Origin of the sequence: Alteromonas sp. W12 (genome assembly GCF_001924945.1) — a bacterium.
Classification (GTDB): Bacteria; Pseudomonadota; Gammaproteobacteria; order Enterobacterales; family Alteromonadaceae; genus Alteromonas; species Alteromonas macleodii.
Genome location: NZ_LQXH01000001.1, coordinates 179,921 through 200,500, shown reverse-complemented (window position 1 = coordinate 200,500; position 20,580 = coordinate 179,921). Strand labels below are relative to the sequence as shown.

At 44.8% G+C, this 20,580-nt stretch carries 16 protein-coding genes; 4 read left to right on the top strand and 12 right to left on the bottom strand.

Features of this window, described 5'->3' with window-relative positions:
- Positions 1-186 precede the first annotated feature (186 nt).
- The 7 genes from AWH61_RS00820 to AWH61_RS00790 form a co-directional block, all read right to left on the bottom strand.
- Positions 187-1,140 carry a DNA ligase gene (locus tag AWH61_RS00820; protein WP_075175990.1) on the bottom strand — a complete coding sequence of 318 codons (954 nt, stop codon included), beginning with the start codon at positions 1,138-1,140 and terminating at the stop codon, positions 187-189.
- Positions 1,141-1,285: 145 nt separating this feature from the next.
- Positions 1,286-1,570, bottom strand: a complete 285-nt coding sequence (locus AWH61_RS00815) for a DNA ligase (protein ID WP_075175989.1) — start codon at positions 1,568-1,570, stop codon at positions 1,286-1,288.
- 6 nt (positions 1,571-1,576) lie between these two features.
- Positions 1,577-2,758 (bottom strand): alpha/beta hydrolase-fold protein, encoded by a 1,182-nt coding sequence (locus tag AWH61_RS00810; RefSeq protein ID WP_075175988.1) that lies wholly within the window; start codon positions 2,756-2,758, stop codon positions 1,577-1,579.
- A gap of 131 nt (positions 2,759-2,889) precedes the next feature.
- Positions 2,890-4,602 (bottom strand): ATP-binding protein, encoded by a 1,713-nt coding sequence (locus AWH61_RS00805; RefSeq protein WP_075175987.1) that lies wholly within the window; start codon positions 4,600-4,602, stop codon positions 2,890-2,892.
- A 200-nt stretch (positions 4,603-4,802) separates the two neighbouring features.
- Positions 4,803-5,069 (bottom strand): DNA ligase, encoded by a 267-nt coding sequence (locus AWH61_RS00800; protein WP_075175986.1) that lies wholly within the window; start codon positions 5,067-5,069, stop codon positions 4,803-4,805.
- A gap of 222 nt (positions 5,070-5,291) precedes the next feature.
- On the bottom strand, positions 5,292-8,102 hold the full coding sequence (locus AWH61_RS00795; RefSeq protein WP_014948296.1) for a bifunctional aconitate hydratase 2/2-methylisocitrate dehydratase: 2,811 nt from the start codon (positions 8,100-8,102) through the stop codon (positions 5,292-5,294).
- A 399-nt stretch (positions 8,103-8,501) separates the two neighbouring features.
- Entirely contained in the window at positions 8,502-9,728 is a 1,227-nt protein-coding gene (locus AWH61_RS00790; RefSeq protein ID WP_075175985.1) for a PQQ-dependent sugar dehydrogenase, read from the bottom strand.
- 117 nt (positions 9,729-9,845) lie between these two features.
- Here AWH61_RS00790 and AWH61_RS00785 point away from each other — a divergent pair, with 117 nt between their 5' ends.
- The 4 genes from AWH61_RS00785 to AWH61_RS00770 all read left to right on the top strand — a co-directional run bounded on the left by AWH61_RS00785 (position 9,846) and on the right by AWH61_RS00770 (position 16,218).
- On the top strand, positions 9,846-10,319 hold the full coding sequence (locus AWH61_RS00785) for a hypothetical protein (protein ID WP_249922581.1): 474 nt from the start codon (positions 9,846-9,848) through the stop codon (positions 10,317-10,319).
- 112 nt (positions 10,320-10,431) lie between these two features.
- On the top strand, positions 10,432-12,000 hold the full coding sequence (locus AWH61_RS00780) for an AMP-binding protein (RefSeq protein ID WP_075175984.1): 1,569 nt from the start codon (positions 10,432-10,434) through the stop codon (positions 11,998-12,000).
- A gap of 245 nt (positions 12,001-12,245) precedes the next feature.
- On the top strand, positions 12,246-15,125 hold the full coding sequence (locus AWH61_RS00775) for a PAS domain-containing hybrid sensor histidine kinase/response regulator (protein ID WP_075175983.1): 2,880 nt from the start codon (positions 12,246-12,248) through the stop codon (positions 15,123-15,125).
- Positions 15,118-16,218 carry a response regulator gene (locus AWH61_RS00770; RefSeq protein ID WP_075175982.1) on the top strand — a complete coding sequence of 367 codons (1,101 nt, stop codon included), beginning with the start codon at positions 15,118-15,120 and terminating at the stop codon, positions 16,216-16,218. The genes AWH61_RS00775 and AWH61_RS00770 overlap by 8 nt, the downstream gene beginning before the upstream one ends.
- 57 nt (positions 16,219-16,275) lie before the next feature.
- Here AWH61_RS00770 and AWH61_RS00765 read toward each other — a convergent pair whose 3' ends face one another.
- From AWH61_RS00765 to AWH61_RS00745, 5 genes are read right to left on the bottom strand one after another with little or no spacing between them, the layout of a single operon-like run.
- The gene (locus AWH61_RS00765; protein ID WP_075175981.1) at positions 16,276-17,625 is read right to left on the bottom strand and encodes a tetratricopeptide repeat protein; all 1,350 of its coding nucleotides are present in this window, start codon (positions 17,623-17,625) and stop codon (positions 16,276-16,278) included.
- Positions 17,626-17,631: 6 nt separating this feature from the next.
- Positions 17,632-18,240: an energy transducer TonB gene (locus AWH61_RS00760; RefSeq protein ID WP_075175980.1), complete on the bottom strand. Its 609-nt coding sequence runs from the start codon at positions 18,238-18,240 to the stop codon at positions 17,632-17,634.
- Between the two features lie 3 nt (positions 18,241-18,243).
- Positions 18,244-18,651: an ExbD/TolR family protein gene (locus AWH61_RS00755; protein WP_014948289.1), complete on the bottom strand. Its 408-nt coding sequence runs from the start codon at positions 18,649-18,651 to the stop codon at positions 18,244-18,246.
- 32 nt (positions 18,652-18,683) lie between these two features.
- Complete coding sequence (locus AWH61_RS00750) at positions 18,684-19,202, bottom strand: MotA/TolQ/ExbB proton channel family protein (RefSeq protein ID WP_012517279.1); 519 nt, start codon at positions 19,200-19,202, stop codon at positions 18,684-18,686.
- A gap of 2 nt (positions 19,203-19,204) precedes the next feature.
- The gene (locus AWH61_RS00745) at positions 19,205-20,569 is read right to left on the bottom strand and encodes a MotA/TolQ/ExbB proton channel family protein (protein WP_075175979.1); all 1,365 of its coding nucleotides are present in this window, start codon (positions 20,567-20,569) and stop codon (positions 19,205-19,207) included.
- Between the last annotated feature and the right edge of the window lie 11 nt (positions 20,570-20,580).

Sequence of the window (20,580 nt, the reverse complement as noted above, 5' to 3'; positions counted from 1 at the left end):
CGGGAAGGTCTGGCAAGCTTCCTAGCTTCATTCTGGGAATTTGAAAGGAAACAACCATTCCTGCATTCCCACGCTTTGCTAGGAAACTTGCCAGCGCCTTCTGAGTGGGCACTTATCCATGCGGATTGGTATAACAACAGTAAGTGAGAGGCAGTTCATTGTGACTATACTGGCAGTAAATAATTGTTAATTGGGCAAGTCTGTCTGAGGTCTGGTGCGAAGATAACTTGCAAACTTTGGCTTTCCATTTTTAGTTAAGCCGTAGTACTTAAAGGTTACCCAGCTACCGATAGCGGGCGGAGATTGGCGCTCATTTTCTGAAAAGCCCGTTCCTAATTTAAATTGAATGCCTTCTCGCGTTTCTACAAGAAGCGAGCCCATCATTCCCTTAAATCGTCCTTTTCCCGGAAGCAATGCCAGTACTTTCCCTTCTGCATCTTCAAAGCGTTTTACTTTGAGCAACATGTCACTTCGCCCGGATGTGTACAGCGCTTGTTCATGATGAAGCATTAACCCTTCTCCGCCTTCCTGGGTTACTTGCTCCAGCTTTTCATCAAGTGAAGCAATAGACGTAAGCTTAAATTGAGGGATAACTGCAAACGTTGGATTAGGTGTAGATTTACTTAGGCTGTTAAGCCTGTTGAGTCGCCGACCAAAGGGCTCACCCATCATAGGTATGTCAAAGGCCATAAATCTAACTTTAGCCCAGCGTTTTGCAGATAGAGAATTTGCTGCGGCTATAGTATCTGCTGAAGACACTGTGCTAGATGAAGCGTTAGCGACAGAATGCAGCTCGATGTTTGTCAGCGTTGAAAGCACAATAGAAGCTGTACGTTCAAACTCCCCTCTTCCTATCCAAAGTTCGCCGTCAATAGTGGTTTCTGGCCAGTTAGCGGTGAACCATGTTGGCGCGAATATCTTGTTCCCATTGCGGGTAAGTAATTCAGTACCGTTCCATCTTGCGCGAATACCGTCTAGCTTCTCACTAACCCAATAGTCAGCTACGTTGATATCAGTGCGACTTTGATCGTATTGCTTAGCAAGCTGCAGCACTTCGACAGTATCGAGCATGTGATTAGCATTAACGTTAGCTATGGCGGTGATTGAAAGTACATATACAGCAGTCAAAAAATTTCGCATCGGCTCTTCCTATAACGTGTTAACCTTTGCTTGCTTTTATGCTTTTAATAGAGAAGCAAAAACAAAGAAGGCAGAGTAAATTACTCTGCCTTCTTTGCTTTTATAACTGTACGTAGGAAGGTTTTTTCGCTTAATCGAAGCTGCTCTAGTCGGTAATAATATCAATAACTGAGATCAGCACGTCTTCAGCAAACGCTTCACCTGCCGTTCTTTCTTTATCACGTCGCAGTTTGTAAGTTTCCAAGCAAGCATTTAGCTGCTCGTCGGCGGTGTAAACCCCATGAACATCTGCGTTATTAGCTTGCTCAATACAGCGATCGGTTTGTCCCGTCGTGACGGTACTGCACCCGCTCGTTCCCAAGGTGATTCCAACCATAAAAACCGCAGTGGCGATCCAAGTTACGTGTTTAAATGTGCTTTTATGGTTCAAGATAACTTAATCCTTCAATAAAGACTGCAAGCGTTTTTGTCTATTAACATAAACCTGATGGCCATCGTGCTCAGACGTGGAAAGTGCTAAAGCTTGGTTCACGCTTTCCAGCGCTTTTTTGTACTCGCCCATCTGCTCATAACCATAAGCTAAGCCATTATATGCGTCAGGCGTTTGAGGATACTCAGCAATATCGTATTTAAACAAGGCGATGGCTTTGTCGTAGTTTTGTTTACCCACATAGTGATAACCTAACTCGCGAATAACCCATTCCGGCGCGTCGAGTTTCTCGCCTCGCTGCTTTGAAACACGGGCGTAATAGTCTTTAATACTTTTAATATCTCCACTGAACTGCTGTGGCCTTAAATAAGCTGATAAGAACAATTGATGGTAAGCGCTGAAAGTTGACGCAGCTGAGACCAAATTGTGGGTAACCCCCTCGTAGGCTTCGTTCTCCCATCTTAACCCGGCAGGTTGATTTGCCCGCATTCCAGAAATCATATCGTTATAATACGGGCGCATGGGCGCGCCTTCATTGCCGATAGACGTGTAAATGAAGTGGTCTAATTGATTGGCAGATTTTAAGAATGCAACCGTACTTTTTGCAGATGCGCCATAGTTCCACCACACCGCAGCACTGTAAGTCAGCGCGGCGTTAAAAAGCTCAGGCTTCTGGGTAAGTGCGTACAACGCGAATACACCTCCGGCTGATGCACCCTCTATCACTCGAAAGTCATGCACGCGATATTTCTTCTCTACCATCGGCATAAGCTCAGTGGTTATAAAGGAAAGAAAGTTTGCACCGCCACCGCCATAGCCTACAGGCCCGTTTGGATCTTCATTTGCCGTGGGATATAAATCGCGAAGTCGGTCGGTATTTTCAATGGCGACTATGATGACTTCCGGAGCAGCATTCTGAGATTGCAGCGATTCTAGCACTGCATTCATCATAGTAAGATTTCCCGCACCATCTAGACGATAAATAACGGGGTATTTCTTGTCGGGGTTGTCGGCGTAGCCTTTTGGAAGCTGAACAACCACTTCTCGTTGCTCGTTTAGCACTTTAGACTGGAGTTTCTCTACTTTCAATTCGTAACGCTGGCTGTCGCTGCCTGTTTCGCTGTTAGCCGGAAGGCTCGTGAAAGCAAGAAATAGCAGGGCAATTATAATATGTATTTGTGACTTCAAACTTAAATCCTTTTATAAGACGCTTTGCTTTTCGCAGTAATACTATTTACTTGATTGGGCCAAGCGAACTTTTATTATTATCTATTGTATAACAGGGGTTTATTCGGATTAATGACAATTTCATAGCCACATTACTCTGTATATTCCCCTTTAGCAATACAGGAACTTTCTGTAGACATTTCTCTGCCCAAGTATTTAGTTAGCACAGCGTGTAGTTCCGTTTTATTGACTGGTTTTGTGAGATATCCATTCATCCCGGATGCTAACGCTTTATCTATTTCTTCGGCAACCACCGCAGCAGTGAACGCGATAATAGGAATAGTGATGTTAGCTTTTCGCAACGCTAAAGCGGCTTTAGAGCCATTCATTTCAGGCATGTGTAAGTCCATCAATATAAGGTCGAAATGCTGCTTTAGTGCAATCTCTACAGCTTCTTTACCGTTATTAGCAAGCGTAACTTTCAATCCTGTGTCTTCTAACAATGATTTTGCTACGACCTGGTTAATGTCGTTATCTTCTGCAACCAAAACAGTAAGGTTTGAGAACGACGGTGTGCTTTCCTGTTCTTTAGCGCCAATTACACTATCTGCAATGTCAAACGGTAGCTCGAAATAAAATTCACTCCCCTGACCTACCGCGCTTTTCAGATAAACCGTGCCGCCCATAGCTTCAACCAAGCTTTTTACTATCTGTAAACCAAGTCCCGTTCCCCCGTGCATTCGATTAATGCTGCTGTTGGCTTGGGTAAATGCATCGAATACGCGTTCTTGTTCAGAAGCATCAATCCCGTCCCCCGTATCCTTAACTGAAAATCTGACAAATTGATGGGTCTTTGACGCTTCACCTTTCGATAGCCCTAAAGTGACACTGCCCTGATGCGTAAACTTTATCGCGTTGCTCACTAGGTTGTTTAACACTTGAGAAAGGCGCGTTGCGTCCCCTACAACACAAGTATTTAGTGTTTTATCTACTTCTATTCTCAGTGAGATACCTTTGTTCTGCGCCAATTGTGCATAAAACGCCACGCAATCTTTGGCAGTACTTTTTAGGTCAAAGGGAATGATCTCCAGCGCAAGTTTTCCCGCATTCAATTTGGAGAGATCTAATATGTCGTTCAAAATGCGGTTTAGCGAGAGTCCTGAACGCTGAATCTTCTCGAGGTTAGGCCGTGCACTTTCCGAAATATCATGAGAAAGCACTACATCGGTTAATCCCAAAATACCGTTTAATGGCGTGCGAATCTCGTGTGACATAGTGGCGAGGAATCGTGATTGTGCAGCCGACGCTTGCTTTTCGCTTGCAAGCGCCCTGTTTAGCTCAAGAGTTTTGTTTTTACTCTCTACAAGGGCTTTCTCTAATTGGCTCGCTAGAGCGTAGATAAGAAGGGACACAACAAGGTTGGTCACACAAAGCCTTAGCCAAAGGCCCTTGTCATATTCCCCTTCGTAAAACGGCACAAGAAAAGTACAGCATGCGAGTACTACCATTGCACTTATTCGCCAACCATTAGAAAGCAGTAAAATGGGAAAAATAGTAGCAATTGGAACTAAGGTTGCGGGCATGAGCCCATTGCTTATTACAAGGTAAGGCGCGACGGGAATGGTGAGTATTGCCCACAATTTCGCCAAAGGTTCTTTGTAGTTAGAAAAGATAATTCCCGCTACCGAAATTGCACACCAAGACAGGCCGAAAAATACTGCCACATACACATTTTGGGGTTGGGCTATGACGATTACCGCTAAGATGAGTAAAGAAAAAACCAGCAGAATTTTGAAACCAGCTTTTTGCAAGGCCGATGTGACTTCGCCAAATGATTCAGGCTTTGTAGAGTACTGCTTTGGCATTAGAGTTTCTAAGTATTATTAAATGACTAATAACTCAGTATAAGTACCAAACAACAACTCTGCATAAAAATAATGGGGTCAGAGTACTTTTCTAGCTGTTTACCGCTAGCTCTACAACCGTACTAATGTACTCTGACCCCATTATTCAAGTTGGCTACCGCTGGGTTCATTACCCTATTAATGTACTCTGACCCCACTGTTTAATTTCGGTTGGAGAAAGCCCGTTCCAATATTGCCACCATTAGGTCGCCAAACAATGCTCCCGGCGCAGAACGTTCTGCTCGCCTTACTTGATAAGATTCGTCGAGGCAGTGCTGTAGACGAGCATTCGCCACTTCGGCACTGTTGGTTTCATCTTTATCGATTTGTTCGATACATTTGTCGGTATGAACCATACTTGTGGTGCTACAGCCCCCAAGAATCAGGGCGAATAAAAGCGAAGTGAAAAATACCTGTTGCTTTTTCATAGGTTGCCATTCCTTAGTACACAATGAAGAAATCTATTTCTGTATTACCTCAGTGTAGTACCTTGATGGCGATGTTCAATGAAGTAATGGGGTCAGAGTACATTTCTAGCTGTTTACCGCTGGCTCTACAACCGTACTAATGTACTCTGACCCCATTATTTGGGTACAAAAAAGCCCCAACCGAGGTTGGGGCTTTTAAATGCGTTTGAAAGCGTTAAGTACTTATACGCGCTTAACAGCTACATCTGCTTCGAACTTAGGCTTAACTGCCAAGTCTTCAGAAGGTGGAGCAAACTTAGTTAGGTCAATGCCTGCAACTGCTTGCTTGTACTCTTCTGTCGTTGGGAAACGACCAAGAACCGTTGAAAGTACTACTAGCGGCGTAGAGCCTAGTAGTGATTCACCTTTCTTCTCAGCAGAGTCAGCTACAACACGACCTTGGAAAAGACGTGTAGATGTCGCGATAACTGTGTCGCCTGGCTCAGCCTTTTCTTGGTTACCCATACATAGGTTACATCCAGGACGCTCTAGGTAAAGAATGTTGTCGTACTTAGTACGCGCCGCTTCTTTAGGCTTAGCATCATCGAACTGGAAGCCTGCATATTTCGCTAGAACGTCCCAATCGCCTTCCGCTTTTAGCTCGTCAACGATGTTATATGTAGGTGGAGCTACAACTAGTGGAGCTTTGAATTCAACAGAACCGTTAAGCTTTTCTAGGTTACGCAGCATTTGTGCGATGATTTGCATGTCGCCTTTGTGCACCATACAAGAACCAACGAAACCTAGGTCTACTGGCTTACCATCGTAGTAAGAAACTGGACGGATAACGTCGTGGGTATAACGCTTAGATACGTCTTCGTTGTTTACGTCTGGGTCAGCAATCATTGGCTCGTCGATTTGATCTAGATCGATAACCACTTCTGCGTAGTACTTAGCGTTGTCATCTGGCGCAAGCGCTGGCTCTTCACCAGACTTGATTTCAGCAATACGCTTATCAGCTAGGTCAATTAGGCCTTGAAGCATGTTCGCTTCGTTGTCCATGCCCTTGTCGATCATGATTTGGATACGGCTCTTAGCAAGTTCAAGCGACGCAATCATTGTCTCGTCATTTGAGATACAGATTGATGCTTTCGCCTTCATTTCTGCAGACCAGTCAGTGAATGTGAATGCTTGGTCAGCCAATAGAGTACCGATTTGAACTTCAATTACACGACCTTGGAACACGTTCTCGCCAGAGAATTGCTTAAGCATTTGCGCTTGAGTCGCGTGAACCACGTCACGGAAGTCCATGTGCTCTTTCATGCTACCTTTAAAAGTAACTTTCACAGACTCAGGGATTGGCATTGCCGCTTCACCCGTTGCAAGTGCTAGTGCTACCGTACCTGAGTCAGCACCGAATGCTACACCTTTAGACATACGCGTGTGCGAGTCACCACCGATGATAATGGCACGATCGTCTACTGTAATGTCGTTAAGCACTTTGTGAATAACGTCAGTCATTGCATGGTAAACGCCTTTAGGATCACGTGCAGTGATTACACCAAAGTTGTTCATGAACGACATAAGCTTAGGAATGTTAGCTTGTGCTTTTTTGTCCCATACTGATGCCGTGTGACAACCAGACTGGTAAGCACCATCTACAACAGGAGAAATCGTTGAAGCGGCCATTGACTCAAGCTCTTGGCACGTCATTGGGCCAGTCGTATCCTGCGAACCTACAATGTTTACTTTAACGCGTACGTCAGAACCAGCATGAAGCGGAGCATCTGAATTTACGCCAACTGCATTACGGTTAAAGATTTTTTCAACCGCTGTTAGGCCTTGGCCTTCGTGAGACACTTCTTTCGACGCTGCATATACGGCTGGCGCTTTTGTACCTAGAGTACGTGCTGCGAAAGACTGTAGCTGCTTACCGAATACAACTGCGTAAGAACCACCGGCTTTCATGAACTCCATTTTTTGAGGAGTAAATGATGCAGATACGTCAGCAAGTTCTTCTGAACCGTTGTAAAGCTTCTTCGCCTTAGTATCGATAGTTAGTACAGTACCAGTTGCTACTGAGTAAGCTTCTTCAAGTACTGGGTCACCGTTTGCATCGCGAACGATTTCACCGTTTTCATCAGTTTTCTTAACCCAGTTCTTAAGGTCAAGACCAATACCACCGGTTACGTCAACAGTAGTAAGGAAGATTGGCGCAATACCGTTAGTACCAGCAACAATTGGCGCTTTGTTTACAAATGGAATGTAAGGGCTTGTTGGCTCACCTGCCCATAGTGCAACGTTGTTAACACCAGACATACGAGATGAACCTACACCCATTGTGCCTTTTTCAGCGATAAGCATCACTTTAGCATTCGGGTGCTTCTTACCAAGTTCAACAATTTCTTGCTGCGCTTCAGGAGAGATCATGCACTGGCCGTGAAGTTCACGGTCGGCACGTGAGTGCGCTTGGTTACCTGGAGAAAGAAGGTCAGTTGAAATATCACCTTCAGCGGCGATGTAAGTCACAACTTCAATTTTCTCTGGAACATCAGGAAGCTTGGTAAAGAATTCAGCTTTTGCGTAGCTTTCTAGTACGTCTTTAGCAATAGCATTGCCAGCTTTGAATGCATTTTCAAGACGCTCAGTGTCAGCTTCGTATAGATAAACTTGAGTCTTCAATACTTCTGCCGCAGGCTTAGCAACCGCTTCGTCATCAGAAAGTGCTAGGTCTAGTAGTACTTCTACAGACGGACCACCTTTCATGTGTGAAAGTAGTTCAAGCGCAAACTCAGGGGTAATTTCTTCTACTTTTTCTTCGCCAAGTACAATTTCTTTTAGGAATTGTGCTTTAACACCCGCCGCAGGTGTAGTACCTGGAAGCGTGTTATAGATAAAGAATTTTAGAGAGTCTTCGCGATGCTCGTTTGTTGTATCTTTAATTTGAGCAATAATTTCAGACAGCAGATCTGCACTGTCGATTGGCTTAGGGTTAAGACCTAGTTCCGTTTTACGGGTTTCGATCTCTGCCAGATATTCTGAATACAAACTCATATAGTTCTCTCGGTCTTAGTTTTACTTGGGCGTAGTGTTAAGTCGGTCTTAGCTATACGCATATAAAAATGAGGGATATTTTAACCGATTTTTAGCGGTTACGTAATGACTGAAAGTAAACAGTTAGGTATTCACCCGCCTAAACTGTCGTTGTGTTAAAGCACTTACATTTTTACTAGAAAAACGAATTTTAATTAAAAGCAAAATTAAGCCAATAATTTCATGTAGTTAGAAGCAAGCCATTTGAAATCAATGACGATATTTAGCTTGAATGGTTTGACCAATAAAGATAAATAATAGTGTTGCACTTATGACAGACATTCATTTTATTTATGGTGCTACCAGTACAAATTACCATCAATTTTGAAACAAAATTTCATTTATTAATGTTTTCTGTGCCTAATTTCCTCTTGGCGATACCTCGATCACTCTTCCATTTTCACCATCGGTCAAAAGAAGCAGGTTACCTTGATGATCAAGCGCAATATCCCGCAGCCGTTCCCCAGGTCCCTCAAAAATTTTTGTAGAGATATATTCGTTCGATACGGCTCTAACTGCATACAAAGCTCTGGCTTTCAAGCTGGTAACAAGTAACGTATTAGCTAGCATCGGGAAACGCCCATGGGAATAGTAGATCATGGAGGATGGCGCTATAGAAGGTGTCCAGTCTACAATGGGGCCAGTCATACCCGGATAGGTCGAAAAAGGCGAAATTCTAGCTCCGGAATAGTCTTTGCCTAGTGTAACAACTGGCCAACCATAATTTGCGCCTTGCTGTAGAAGGTTTACTTCATCACCGCCATCTGGGCCGTGCTCATGCAAAAACAGGTTGCCATCACTCCCCTCTACAAGTCCTTGGGGATTGCGGTGTCCAATACTAAAAATAAAGGGGTTATCAGGAAAAGGAGGGTTGGCCAACGGCTTGCCGTCTATTGTGAACCCTAGCACTTTTCCTAGTTGTGAACTGATAACTTGCGCTTGCTCGCGATAATCAAAGCCATCTCCTGTCGTAACCAAAAAGCCCTGTTTTGTGTGTAAAGCACTGCCCTCTAGTTGAAGCAGTTTCCCACCGTAGTGCACAGGCGTGTCTTTGGCTTGTGCCAGTGCTAACACTGGCTGAATGTTAGTAATGCCAGAAGTAAGGGAAAGCTGTCCTTTTACTATGGCAAGACGGTTTGCACTATCGTTCCCCTTGGAATAACTCAGCAACACGGTTCTGTCTTCAGGGAATTGCGAGGGTATAAGAAGATCGAGTACGCCTCCTTGCCCTTTGGTGTACAAGTCATCGAGCATTAAAGAAAACCGCGCACTTTCCCCCTTATTGTCAATAATTACCAGCTCACCATCTCGCGTTACTATCAATATATGGGTGCTTGCCTGAGCCTTATCGATAACCGTCGTTAAGGCCTTGGGAAACGCCAGTGAGGTAGCGATATCTTCTGTCATGACATGCTGGTCGAAATTTTCATAGGCCGTTAGATTTGAGCTACCTGCTTCACGTTGCTCAGTATTAGATGCGTGCTTTTGAGTGAGTTCAGAGGCAGTAGTTACGGCAAAAGCAGGAGCCAAAGCAGCTCCCAATAAAGAAAAAGCCAGTAAACTGATCATCGTACGCCATGACTTCATTGTGATTGTCCTCTTTTACTTAACATACTATGGTATACCCTATTGCCACGCTCAAACCATTTTAGGCCTGTTGAGTTTTGTTTTAATGCACTGTGCGACAAATCTTGGACTACAAAAATGAACAACCTAATACGACGCACTATTTTCCATTTTTTACCATCATGGGCCGTCGGCTTTCTACTAGCAATTACGTTTCACTCGTGTGCCGTTTTAATCGGACTCATTCGAATTGATGTTGATATGAATCCAAGCGATTGGTTTTTCATGATATGGCAAGATGCACTAGGCCTTTTGCCTACTTACGGCGTGATTATTGCTGTTACCTTATTGTTGGCGTTCTTGGCGACACGTTTCATCGTTAAACGTCTTAATCAAAATGCTAGTGGCTCTTCCAACCGTACCCGATTTATTCTTTTCACAATAGCGGGAGGCCTGTCGTTCTTATTAATGCTCATTGCCATGCAGCCCATATTGAATGTGACCCTAATTGCAGGCGCTCGCACTACCTTAGGACTTACCGCACAATGCATGGCAGGCATCTGTGCTGGTGGGCTATATAGTTACTTAAGTGATAGTTCTACAAACAATTGATAACTAAAAATTATAATACTAAATAACCCAACCCTGATGTAAATGAAAAGTTAAGTTTGCTACTGTAAGGCATAAACATCCTACTTACTTTGCCCTACTAGGAACAAGCAACATGATAACTTATCCTGATAACGTGACCTGCTTAGCCGATTATATTGAAAGCGTTTTGCAAAAATTTGCCGACAGGCCAGCGTATACGGCGCTTGGACAAACACTTACATTTGCCGAGATAGACCGTAAGTCATCAGCGTTAGCCCGCTACTTTGTTCACGAAGCTAAATTGTCTCCTGGTACCAAAGTCGCCATACAACTTCCTAATTTAATTCAAAACCCTATTGTTGTTTATGCTGCCTTACGCGCAGGCCTTGTTGTAGTAAATACAAACCCGCTTTATACCGAACGCGAGATGAAGCACCAGTTCACTGATAGTGGCGCGAAAGCTCTGGTTATTCTGGGTGATTTGCTCCCCAAATTCACTAGCATAAAAGATGATACTAGTATCGAAACCGTTATCACCACATCGGCAACAGAGCTTTTAGACCCTAACACTGCACCAAATCTCGATGGTACGATTTCATTCACACAAGCAGTGGAGCTAGGCAATACACTGCCTGCATTTGAACGTCCTTCTATTGCTCTAGATGAACTCGCCATGTTGCAATACACCGGTGGTACTACAGGGGTATCGAAGGGCGCAGCCTTAAGTAATAAAAACGTTTTAGCTAACTGCATCCAAATGCTCGACCGTATTGGTGAGGGCTTCAAAGATGGTGAAGAAGTATTGGTATGCCCATTACCGCTTTATCATATTTATGCATTTACGGTTGGAATGATGGCGCTCTTTGCCAAAGGTACTCAGATAATTCTTATACCCAATCCACGGGATATCGACGGTTTCATTCAAACACTCAAGCCCCATAAAATTTCAGCATTCATGGGGATCAACACCTTGTTTGTTGGTCTTGGGAGACACCCTGAATTTGCAAAGTTAGACTTTTCTAAATTACACCTCACAATGTCTGGCGGCACCGCACTTACTCAAGCCGCAGTATCTATTTGGCGAGACGTAACCGGGAACACCATCACCGAGGGCTATGGGCTATCAGAAACTGCGCCAGTTGTATCTTTTAACATTCCAGGTAAAGAAGAGATTGGCACGGTGGGGCACGAACTAGAAGGCACTGAAGTTGCGTTACTGGATAGCCATGATAAGCCGGTGGCTGATGGTGAGTCGGGGCAAATTGCAGTTCGCGGACCTCAGGTTATGCTGGGTTATTGGAACCGAGACGACGAAACTGCCAAAGTCATGACCCAAGATGGCTTCTTTAAAACCGGGGACATTGGCATTCGCACCGAATCTGGGGCAATTAAAATTGTAGATCGTTTGAAAGATATGATTATTGTCTCTGGCTTTAATGTCTATCCAAACGAGATTGAAGATGTACTCACAACTCACCCTAGCGTGATGGAAGCCGCAGTTGTGGGTAAACCCGATGAAAAGACCGGTGAGCGAGTGTGTGCATTTATTACTGTTTCAAGCGATGTATCGACACAAGACGTCATTGATTTTTGTAAACAGCACCTCACAAATTACAAGATCCCTAAGTCGATCACGATACTTGACGAGCTACCAAAATCTACCGTCGGAAAAATTCTACGTAGAGAGCTTCGTTCGGCCTAATGACTCCCCCACTTGCGCCGCACATTCAGCGCGGTGCTTAATACCTAGTTTTACGCGTTTTCCATTGAAAAATCAGGTTATTGCTACCAAAGGATAATCTGATTTCATTGGAAATAAGCGCGGTACAGACTATAACTTATCTATACCCCATTCACTTTTGTTGCACATATGCAATTTATGACATTGTCTGTCAAAACTAGCCGTCGTTCTGTCCTGCAATTCAACATTGTTGTAGGAGAGTTCACATGAGCGCGCAGCTTTTACAGCGGCAGGCCATGGATAAACACGGCATTGTTGCGACAATGGACGTAAACGGTAAAATTCTAAGCGCTAATGACAAGTGCAGCCAACTATCTGGTTTTTCAATTGACGAGATAATTGGGGAAAATATCTCCGCATTCGATATTACCAATATGTCCGAGCAGGAAAAATCAGATATTTTTGTTTCGCTATCTCAAGGCCAAACCTGGCAAGGCGAAGTACATAGTCTGACTAAGTTGGGCGAACCTTGGTACGTATTTGCCACTCTGGTTCCCGTCATTAAGTCACCGCCGCGGGTAGACCACCTAATTGCTATTGCCACCGATATATCAGAACAAAAGCGATTAGAGACGAGACTTTCCGAAGGGCGCGCGTTCTATCGAAGTATCACTGATAGTATCGGCGAGGGTGTGTATGCCGTAAACGGTGAAGGTACAACACAGTTTCTCAACCCCGCTGCCTCGCGATTATTAGGGTGGTCGCTTGACGAATTACAAGGCCGACGTTTCCACGACACGGTCCATTATCAAAAAGGAGATGGAACCCTCCTTCCTAGAGAGCAATGTCCAGTTAACCTCACTATCCGAAGCGGTCAGTCTTACACGTCTTATGAAGACTTCTTCACCGATAAACGGGGCCGCCTTTTTCCCATATCTATTGTTGCGGTTCCTCTGCTCGATAAAGAAGGAAAGCCCGATGGACACGTGGGCGTATTCAACGACATAAGCGGCCAAAAAGCCATTGAACAAAAACTCCAAAAGGCGTATGACGAAGCCCAAAGTGCTAACAAGGCAAAAAGCGACTTCCTTGCCACAATGAGCCATGAAATAAGAACACCGATGAACGCCATTATCGGCCTCACTCACCTTGCCCTAGAATCCACCGACAATGAGCAACGTCAGCAATATTTAGAAAAAGTGCAGCGCAGCTCTACAGCATTGTTAGACCTGATGAATAGCATTCTCGATTTTTCTAAAGTGGAAGCAGATAAAATAGAGATAGTTGATGAGCCCTTCACCTTAACAAAAACCATCGATAAACTCGCTCAAGTCTTTCAAGTAAAGGCGCAACAAAAGCAGCTTCAGTTGCTTTTTGATATTCGGTGCCATACTAATTTGCAATGTCGTGGCGACAGCGAAAAGATATACCAAGTACTGCTCAACCTTTTAAGTAATGCTATAAAATTTACCGCCAGCGGCCACGTAATACTGACGGTTGAAAAGCGCGAAAACCAATTAGCATTCAGTGTTTCCGATACCGGTATGGGTATCAGTGAGCAAGTAAAATCAAAACTTTTCAAAGCCTTTGTTCAGGCTGATGCATCCATTTCCAGAGAGTATGGGGGAACCGGCCTTGGCCTTGCGATATGTAAGCGTCTGGTTGAACTGATGGGTGGTGACTTAACCTTGGAAAGCGAGGTAGACAAGGGAAGCTGTTTTTCCTTTGCATTGCCTGTCTGTTCTGATGAAGGCCCTGGTACAGGCCCTCAACTTCCCGTATCGGTTCCCGACAATGTACTGTGCATTCAAACACACGAAAGCGTGAGCCAAGGATGCGAAATACTTGCGGCAACATTGAACAGACATAACATTCACTGCCAAATAATCGACCAGGTTGAAGGGCTATTGCCGAGTAAAGCCTCTCAAACTATCGCATTTCTACCAGATGATGAGCAAAGCTGGAATAGCTTCATTAAACACATGCAGTTTGGTGAATATCAGTCGCTAAACCTTACTACATTAATCAGTCCCCTCAACAAGCAAGACGTACAAAAGCGAATGGGAAGTGCCCTTGTTCAAAATATAAATATCATTGAGCTTCCGTTTACCGACACAGAACTTATTTCAACACTATCTCCAGCTCAACTATCACTCAGTAAGCGGACAATAGAAGGCCTTGAAAGTCGAAAATGGCGAACCAGGCGCCTTTTAAACAAACATGTGCTTGTGGTAGATGACGACGCAATTAGTGTAGAGATTAGCCAGCAAATACTTTCTGATCTAGGTATTAATGTTGCTGTTGCTTCATCGGGTGAGCAGGCACTTGCGTTATGCGAAATGAGCAAATTTGACGCTATACTCTTGGATTGCTACTTACCCGGCGTATCGGGCTATGAAGTTGCAGAACAACTTACCCAGAAAAAAGACTGGTATACGCCAATTATTGCGCTTAGTGCCGATGAGTCTCAGGAGGCTTCTGAAAGCGCGCTTACCGCCGGTATGTGTCAGCACTTGGTTAAGCCCGCTACCGCGGATGAAATCGTTCATACCATCGATATTCACATACATTCAGGCTACATTGAAATAAACCCTCCGGACGAAATAAGCCAGTTTATCTCGTCGCTGCTAACATTTTATAAAACCTACAGCCAGCGTGGTGTTATGTCTGACTTGCTCGATATTTTTCATACACAGACGAACACGTCGAAATTGTTAACCTCTCTGCTTGAAGATGCTCAGCTTATTGGCGCCACAACGCTTGAGCAAAGCCTGCTTCCTCTTATAGAAGCACAAGAGAGAAATGAAGCTGTTAATGCAAGACACGTAACAAACTTATCGTTTCAGCTAGATGCAACGCTACGCCTAATTGCTCACACTATCGATAAAAACGACACCGACAACATGCATCAAAGCGGTACGAACTTCGATAAATCCTCCATGCTATCGACCCTACGCAACGTTGAGCAGGCGCTTCAATCTTATGACGCGAAAGCGGTTGAATACATCAACGTATTGGCAGCCAATTACAGCGAGTCGGTCTATGCACATAAGATTAACCGATTGAAACAGCTTGCTACCATTTACGATTTCGAAAGTGCTCAAGCGGTTATTACGCAACTGATAGGCGATATTACCGATGAATAATCAACGTAATGAAGCACATAGGTTTAGCATATTAGTGGTTGATGATGAGCCCGCAAATATCGATATTCTATTAGGCATTTTAGGCCCTTACTATGATGTAAAGGTTGCGCCTTCGGGAACAATAGCACTTAAGATTACCCAGCAGTTTACTCCCGACCTTATATTGTTAGATATAATGATGCCCGGTATGGACGGTTTTGAGGTATGTAAAAAGCTCAAAGCTAACGAGGCGCTTAGCCATATACCCGTTATTTTTGTTACAGCCTTAACTCAAGGAGAGGACGAAGAAAAAGGTTTCAAACTAGGTGCAGTAGACTACATAACCAAACCCGTATCACCGAGTATCACCCTCGCTCGCGTTAAAACCCACATTAGTTTAGCCCATCAAATGCGGACGGCTGAAAACCTTGTAGCGGCGCGTACTAAGGAACTAAGTAAAAGCCAACAAAGCGCAATCAGCATGTTAGCTGCCGCTGGTCATTACAATGATACCGATACCGGTCATCATATTTGGCGGATGGCAGCTTACAGCCAATGTCTTGCTCTGGCTCACGGTTGGCCTTTCGAAAAAGCGTGCCTGCTCGCGCAAGCTGCTCCAATGCATGACACAGGCAAGATAGGTATTGCAGACGCAATATTAAAAGCACCTCGGCGATTATCTTTGAGCGAAATGGAGGTTATGCGCTCCCATGCTGAAATAGGGCACAGAATACTGTCTCAATGTGATACCCCGCTCTTTAACCTCGCAGCCGAGATTGCTTTATGTCATCACGAAAAGTGGGATGGCACAGGCTACCCACGAGGGTTAAAGGAAGAGGCGATACCTGAAAGTGCACGTATCGTAGCTATTGCCGATGTTTTCGACGCCCTTACAATGAAAAGGCCTTATAAAAAAGCGTGGGCTGACGATGATGCTTTTGATCATCTTAAACGAGGTTCAGGCCAGCACTTTGATCCCGTATTGGTCGACTGCTTTCTTTCAATAAAGGAAGAGGTTTTAGAAACCAAACGCTATTGGAACCAGTTAGAGGCAGAAGGAAAGATGGCCTCGGTGTCTGACTTATTGCCTCAAGTACTTTTCCCTAGCGCATAAAAAAGGGTCGAATATTATTCGACCCTTTTAAATGATGTATTAACGAAAGTACGATACTTAACTTGTACCTAGCTCAGCTGCAATGGCGTCTGCCTGACGCTTTTCGCCCTGCACAAACTGCTTCCATTGCTGTGCCATGGCACGACTTTTCTGATGCTTTTCTGCTTCAGCTAGCTGATTAAGCGCAAGGGCATATTGCTTCTTGTTGTAAAGTGCCATGCCTTTAATCAGGTAAACCAAACCAGGGTTTCTCAAATCGCCCTTTTCAACGGCTCGGTCTGCCGCAGCAATTGCATCGTCGAAACGCTCTTCATTAAGAAGAATTTGCGCTAACTGTGCATCTAACTCACCGTCTTCAGACAGTTCAGCCGCTTGCATCATAACGGGAATAGCTTTGTCTTGCTCTTTAGCAAGTGACCAGCTTTGGCCTAAGAACTTAAGGTTGCGCAAGTTTTTCTCTAGCACGCCGTCGTTCATCGCCTGCTCCATCAACTTAGCACCTTTGTAAGGTACGCGATGATAGTAATAAAGCTGCGCCATGTTAAACACATCAGCGGATGTATTAACAAACCCTCGCTGATAAGCGGTTTCCATAATAGCCAACTGCTTGCGCTCTTCGCCTAGCTCACCGTACATGCCCGCTAGCTGGATCCAATACTTAGGCTCGTCAAACAGCTTCACCATTTTAACCAGAACGTCTTTAACCTTCTCAGGCTGCTTGAGTTCATAGAAAATAGCGCGCTGAAGTATTAACCAACCTTCGTCAGGGATCATGCCTTCCGCTTCGTGATCGGCAACGGCTTCAGAAATCCACGTTGCGGCTTGCTCGTACTGTTTATTCTGATAGTACGCTTGGGCCTTTATCACTTTGTTTTTCACCGGCACAGGGCCCGCATTAAGACTTTCCCAACGCTCTAAGTAGGTGATGGTATCGTCGTAATTACCCTGCATAAGGTTAAGCTGCGCCAAACTGAAAAGTGTAGTCATTTCGAACTTTTCAGGAATAGGCTGTTGCTCTACTACCTTGGCAAACGACTCCAACGCTTTTGCATAGTCTTCGTTGTTGTAATAAATGAAGCCGAAAAAGTTGTACATCATCGCTTTTTCGTAGGCGTTCATAGAATGAGACTTATCTTCCACTTCTTTCAAAATGGAAATAGCTTCTTCTACATTGCCCGCTTCATCAGCTGCCGTTTGTGCACGGGCTAGCTGCTCGTAGACTTTACCGCGAAGCGTAGGCACGCGACGGGTTTGCTTATCGCTAGCTTTTATCTCTTGTCCATCTTGCTGCTCAGCCTCTTGCGCTGTAGCGTTAGAAGCAATGAACATGGTAGGTACAGATACCGTGGCCGATGCAAATGCAAACGCCAGTGCACTAAGCAAGGTATTCGTTTGTTTTCTCATCATATTCTGTTACCCGTCAATTAGGAACGAAATACGGTTTTGTACACCAGACACTTCTGTTGCTTCACCGTTAACCACGCGAGGCTTATATTTGAACTTCATTGCCGCATCAATCGCCGCTTGTTCAAAAATACCTGAAGGGTTAGCTTCAACAACAATTGGGTCGCGTACTGCGCCTTGTTTAGTTACCGTAAACTCAACAATAACGAAACCTTCAATACCCCGCTGAAGTGCACGTCGTGGATAAACCGGTGCAACTTTAACGATAGGTAAATATTCACCATCACCAGATTCAAGGGCCAACCCGCCTTCTAGCGAGATGTCGTCTCCGACTTCAGCACCAAAGTCCATCGACGTACCTTCTGCATCTGGAGAAGGCGAGTCCATTTGAGGCTGCTCCATTTGCGGTGGCGGCTCTTCAGGCTTAGGTGGCTTCTTCGGCTTACGATCTTTTTTCTCAACCTGTTCATCCTGCTTAACCCTTACGAAGTCAAGCACGCTTCCCTTAGGCGGCTCAGTTAGTGCGCTGCCACCCATCTTGATAAGCGATTGCATCAAGAAGAACAGGCCTAACGTGATCGCAAGGGAAATAACAAATGCGATTAAATATCGTGGCATGATTTATTGCTCTTGGGCTGCAATCGAAACATCGTAAACGCCAGCGGCTCGCGACGCGTCCATAACCTTAATCAGTGTTTCTGTTGTGGCTTTTTTGTCAGCCTGAATTACAACAGAACCCTGTGGGTTTTCTGCGCGAAGACGCTCAATGTTCGCTTGCACTGCGCGAACGTCGATACGGCGCTTGTTAATCCAAATTTCGCCTTTATCTGAAATAGCGATAAGGATATTAGCGCGATCCTTTTTCACAGCAGTTGCTGCTTCTGGACGGTTAACATCGATACCCGCTTCTTTCACAAATGACGCAGTCACAATGAAGAAGATCAACATGATAAATACAACGTCCAGCATGGGCGTCATGTCGATGGCTGCTTCTTCTTCATCGACTAAGTTTTGAAAGTGCTGCTTCATAATAAATACCTTACCTTAACGCTTAGCTAGCATTAACGTTGAATAATCAATGCATCCTCAAGATGCGTGCGTTCTGATTTCACCATACGAGTTAACCAGGTAGCGGCGAATACGCCTGAAAGTGCGCCAACCATGCCCGCCATTGTGGGGATAGTGGCTTTCGATACACCTGACGCCATTGAACGAGCATTACCTGAGCCCGCAATCGCCATTACATCGAACACTTCAATCATACCGGTAACCGTTCCCATCAAGCCTAGCAGCGGACAAAGCGCAACCAGTGACTGGATAATTGGGATGCTGCCGTTTAGGCGCATGGTTAACTGTGAAATTGTTTTCTGACGAACCTGCTCTGCGAACCAAGAAGAGCGATCGGCACGTGCTGTCCACATTGCTATCGCTTCTTTCTTGGCTTGCTTGTGCCAAACCATCAGATACATCGCACGCTCGAGGATCAAAAGCCACATAACGAATATCAGCAGACCGATGACCAGGAGAACCTGGCCACCTGTTTCTGTGAAATCGCGAATTGCTTCTAGAAACTCGATCATGATTAGCCTCGCTCAGCGCGCTCTGCAATTACGCCAGACGCCTGTTCTTGTAGGATGTACACAATGTTCTTAGAACGTGTGTTAAGCATTGCATAAAGCAGTGTCATTGGAATCGCTACAACTAGACCTAGTACTGTTGTTACAAGTGCTGTTGAAATACCACCTGCCATCAGTTTCGGGTCACCCGTACCAAACAAGGTGATAGCCTGGAAGGTGTTGATCATACCGGTTACCGTACCTAGTAGACCCATAAGCGGTGCTACAACAGAGATAATCTTAATGATAGTTAGGTTACGACCTAACTTAGGCACTTCGCCCAAAATCGCTTCTGTAAGGTGAAGTTCAAGTGCTTCAACGTCCGCGTCTGGGTACTCGTCACGTACTTTAAGTACACGGCCAAGCGGGTTGTTTGTGTTTACTTCTTTGCTCTTAAGCTGTTTGTTCACTTTCATGCGAATAAGCGTCAGCGTTACAAGACGCTCAAGGGCAAGTAGAAGACCGAATGCACCAACGATAAGAATGATGTAACCTACAACACCGCCTTGCTCTACACGCTCTTGAAGGTTAGGCGCTTGAACAAGAAGACCTAGGATTGAACCACCCGTTGGGTCGATACCGAACTGCACTAATTCACCGCTTGATGCTTGTAGTTCAGCAGCAGAATCCATGTAACGGTCAGCAGGCTGACGTACAAGTTCAGATACTGTGCCTGTTACACCGTTGTACTCTAGGTATTTACCATCAGCAACAAGTGCAAAAGGACCTACGCGAACAACAGACTTATTCACTTTTTCACCGCCTGCTTCAACAACGTCTGTCTTGAACGTAGTGACTTTGCCGGCTTCAGTCATTTCACGCTGCATTTCAAACCAAACGCGCTCAATTTCTTCAATTGATGCAAGTTTTGAGCTTGAACCCATGTCTTGTGCCATCTTATCAAGGAAGTCAGCACGGCCAGGGATTTGTGCAGAAACCACTGAGTTATAGAATTTGTTTTTGGTGTCGCCAGCGATTTGCTGAAGCACACCGAATAGCTCTTTAAGTGAACCAAGACGTGTGTCTAGTGCACCGTTTAAGTCAGCCAGTTTGAATTCGTTTTCTTCGAACTGAGTTTCAAGCTGCTCTGATTGTGCAAGCATTTGGTCGCGCTTTTCACGAGTTTCGCGAAGAATGCGATCTTGCTCTGCACGTTGCGCTTGGAAATCACGCTCGCGCTGTTTGTTTTGCTGAGACTGTGCGAACTGACCTTCTTCTAGTTGCTTAAGAAGCGCGTCTAAGTCCATGGCACGGTCGCTTTGTGCGAAAGCACCAACGCTGATACTAAGGGCTGCTAGACCAACAGCGATACGTTTTACTGTGTTAAACATTCTCATCAACC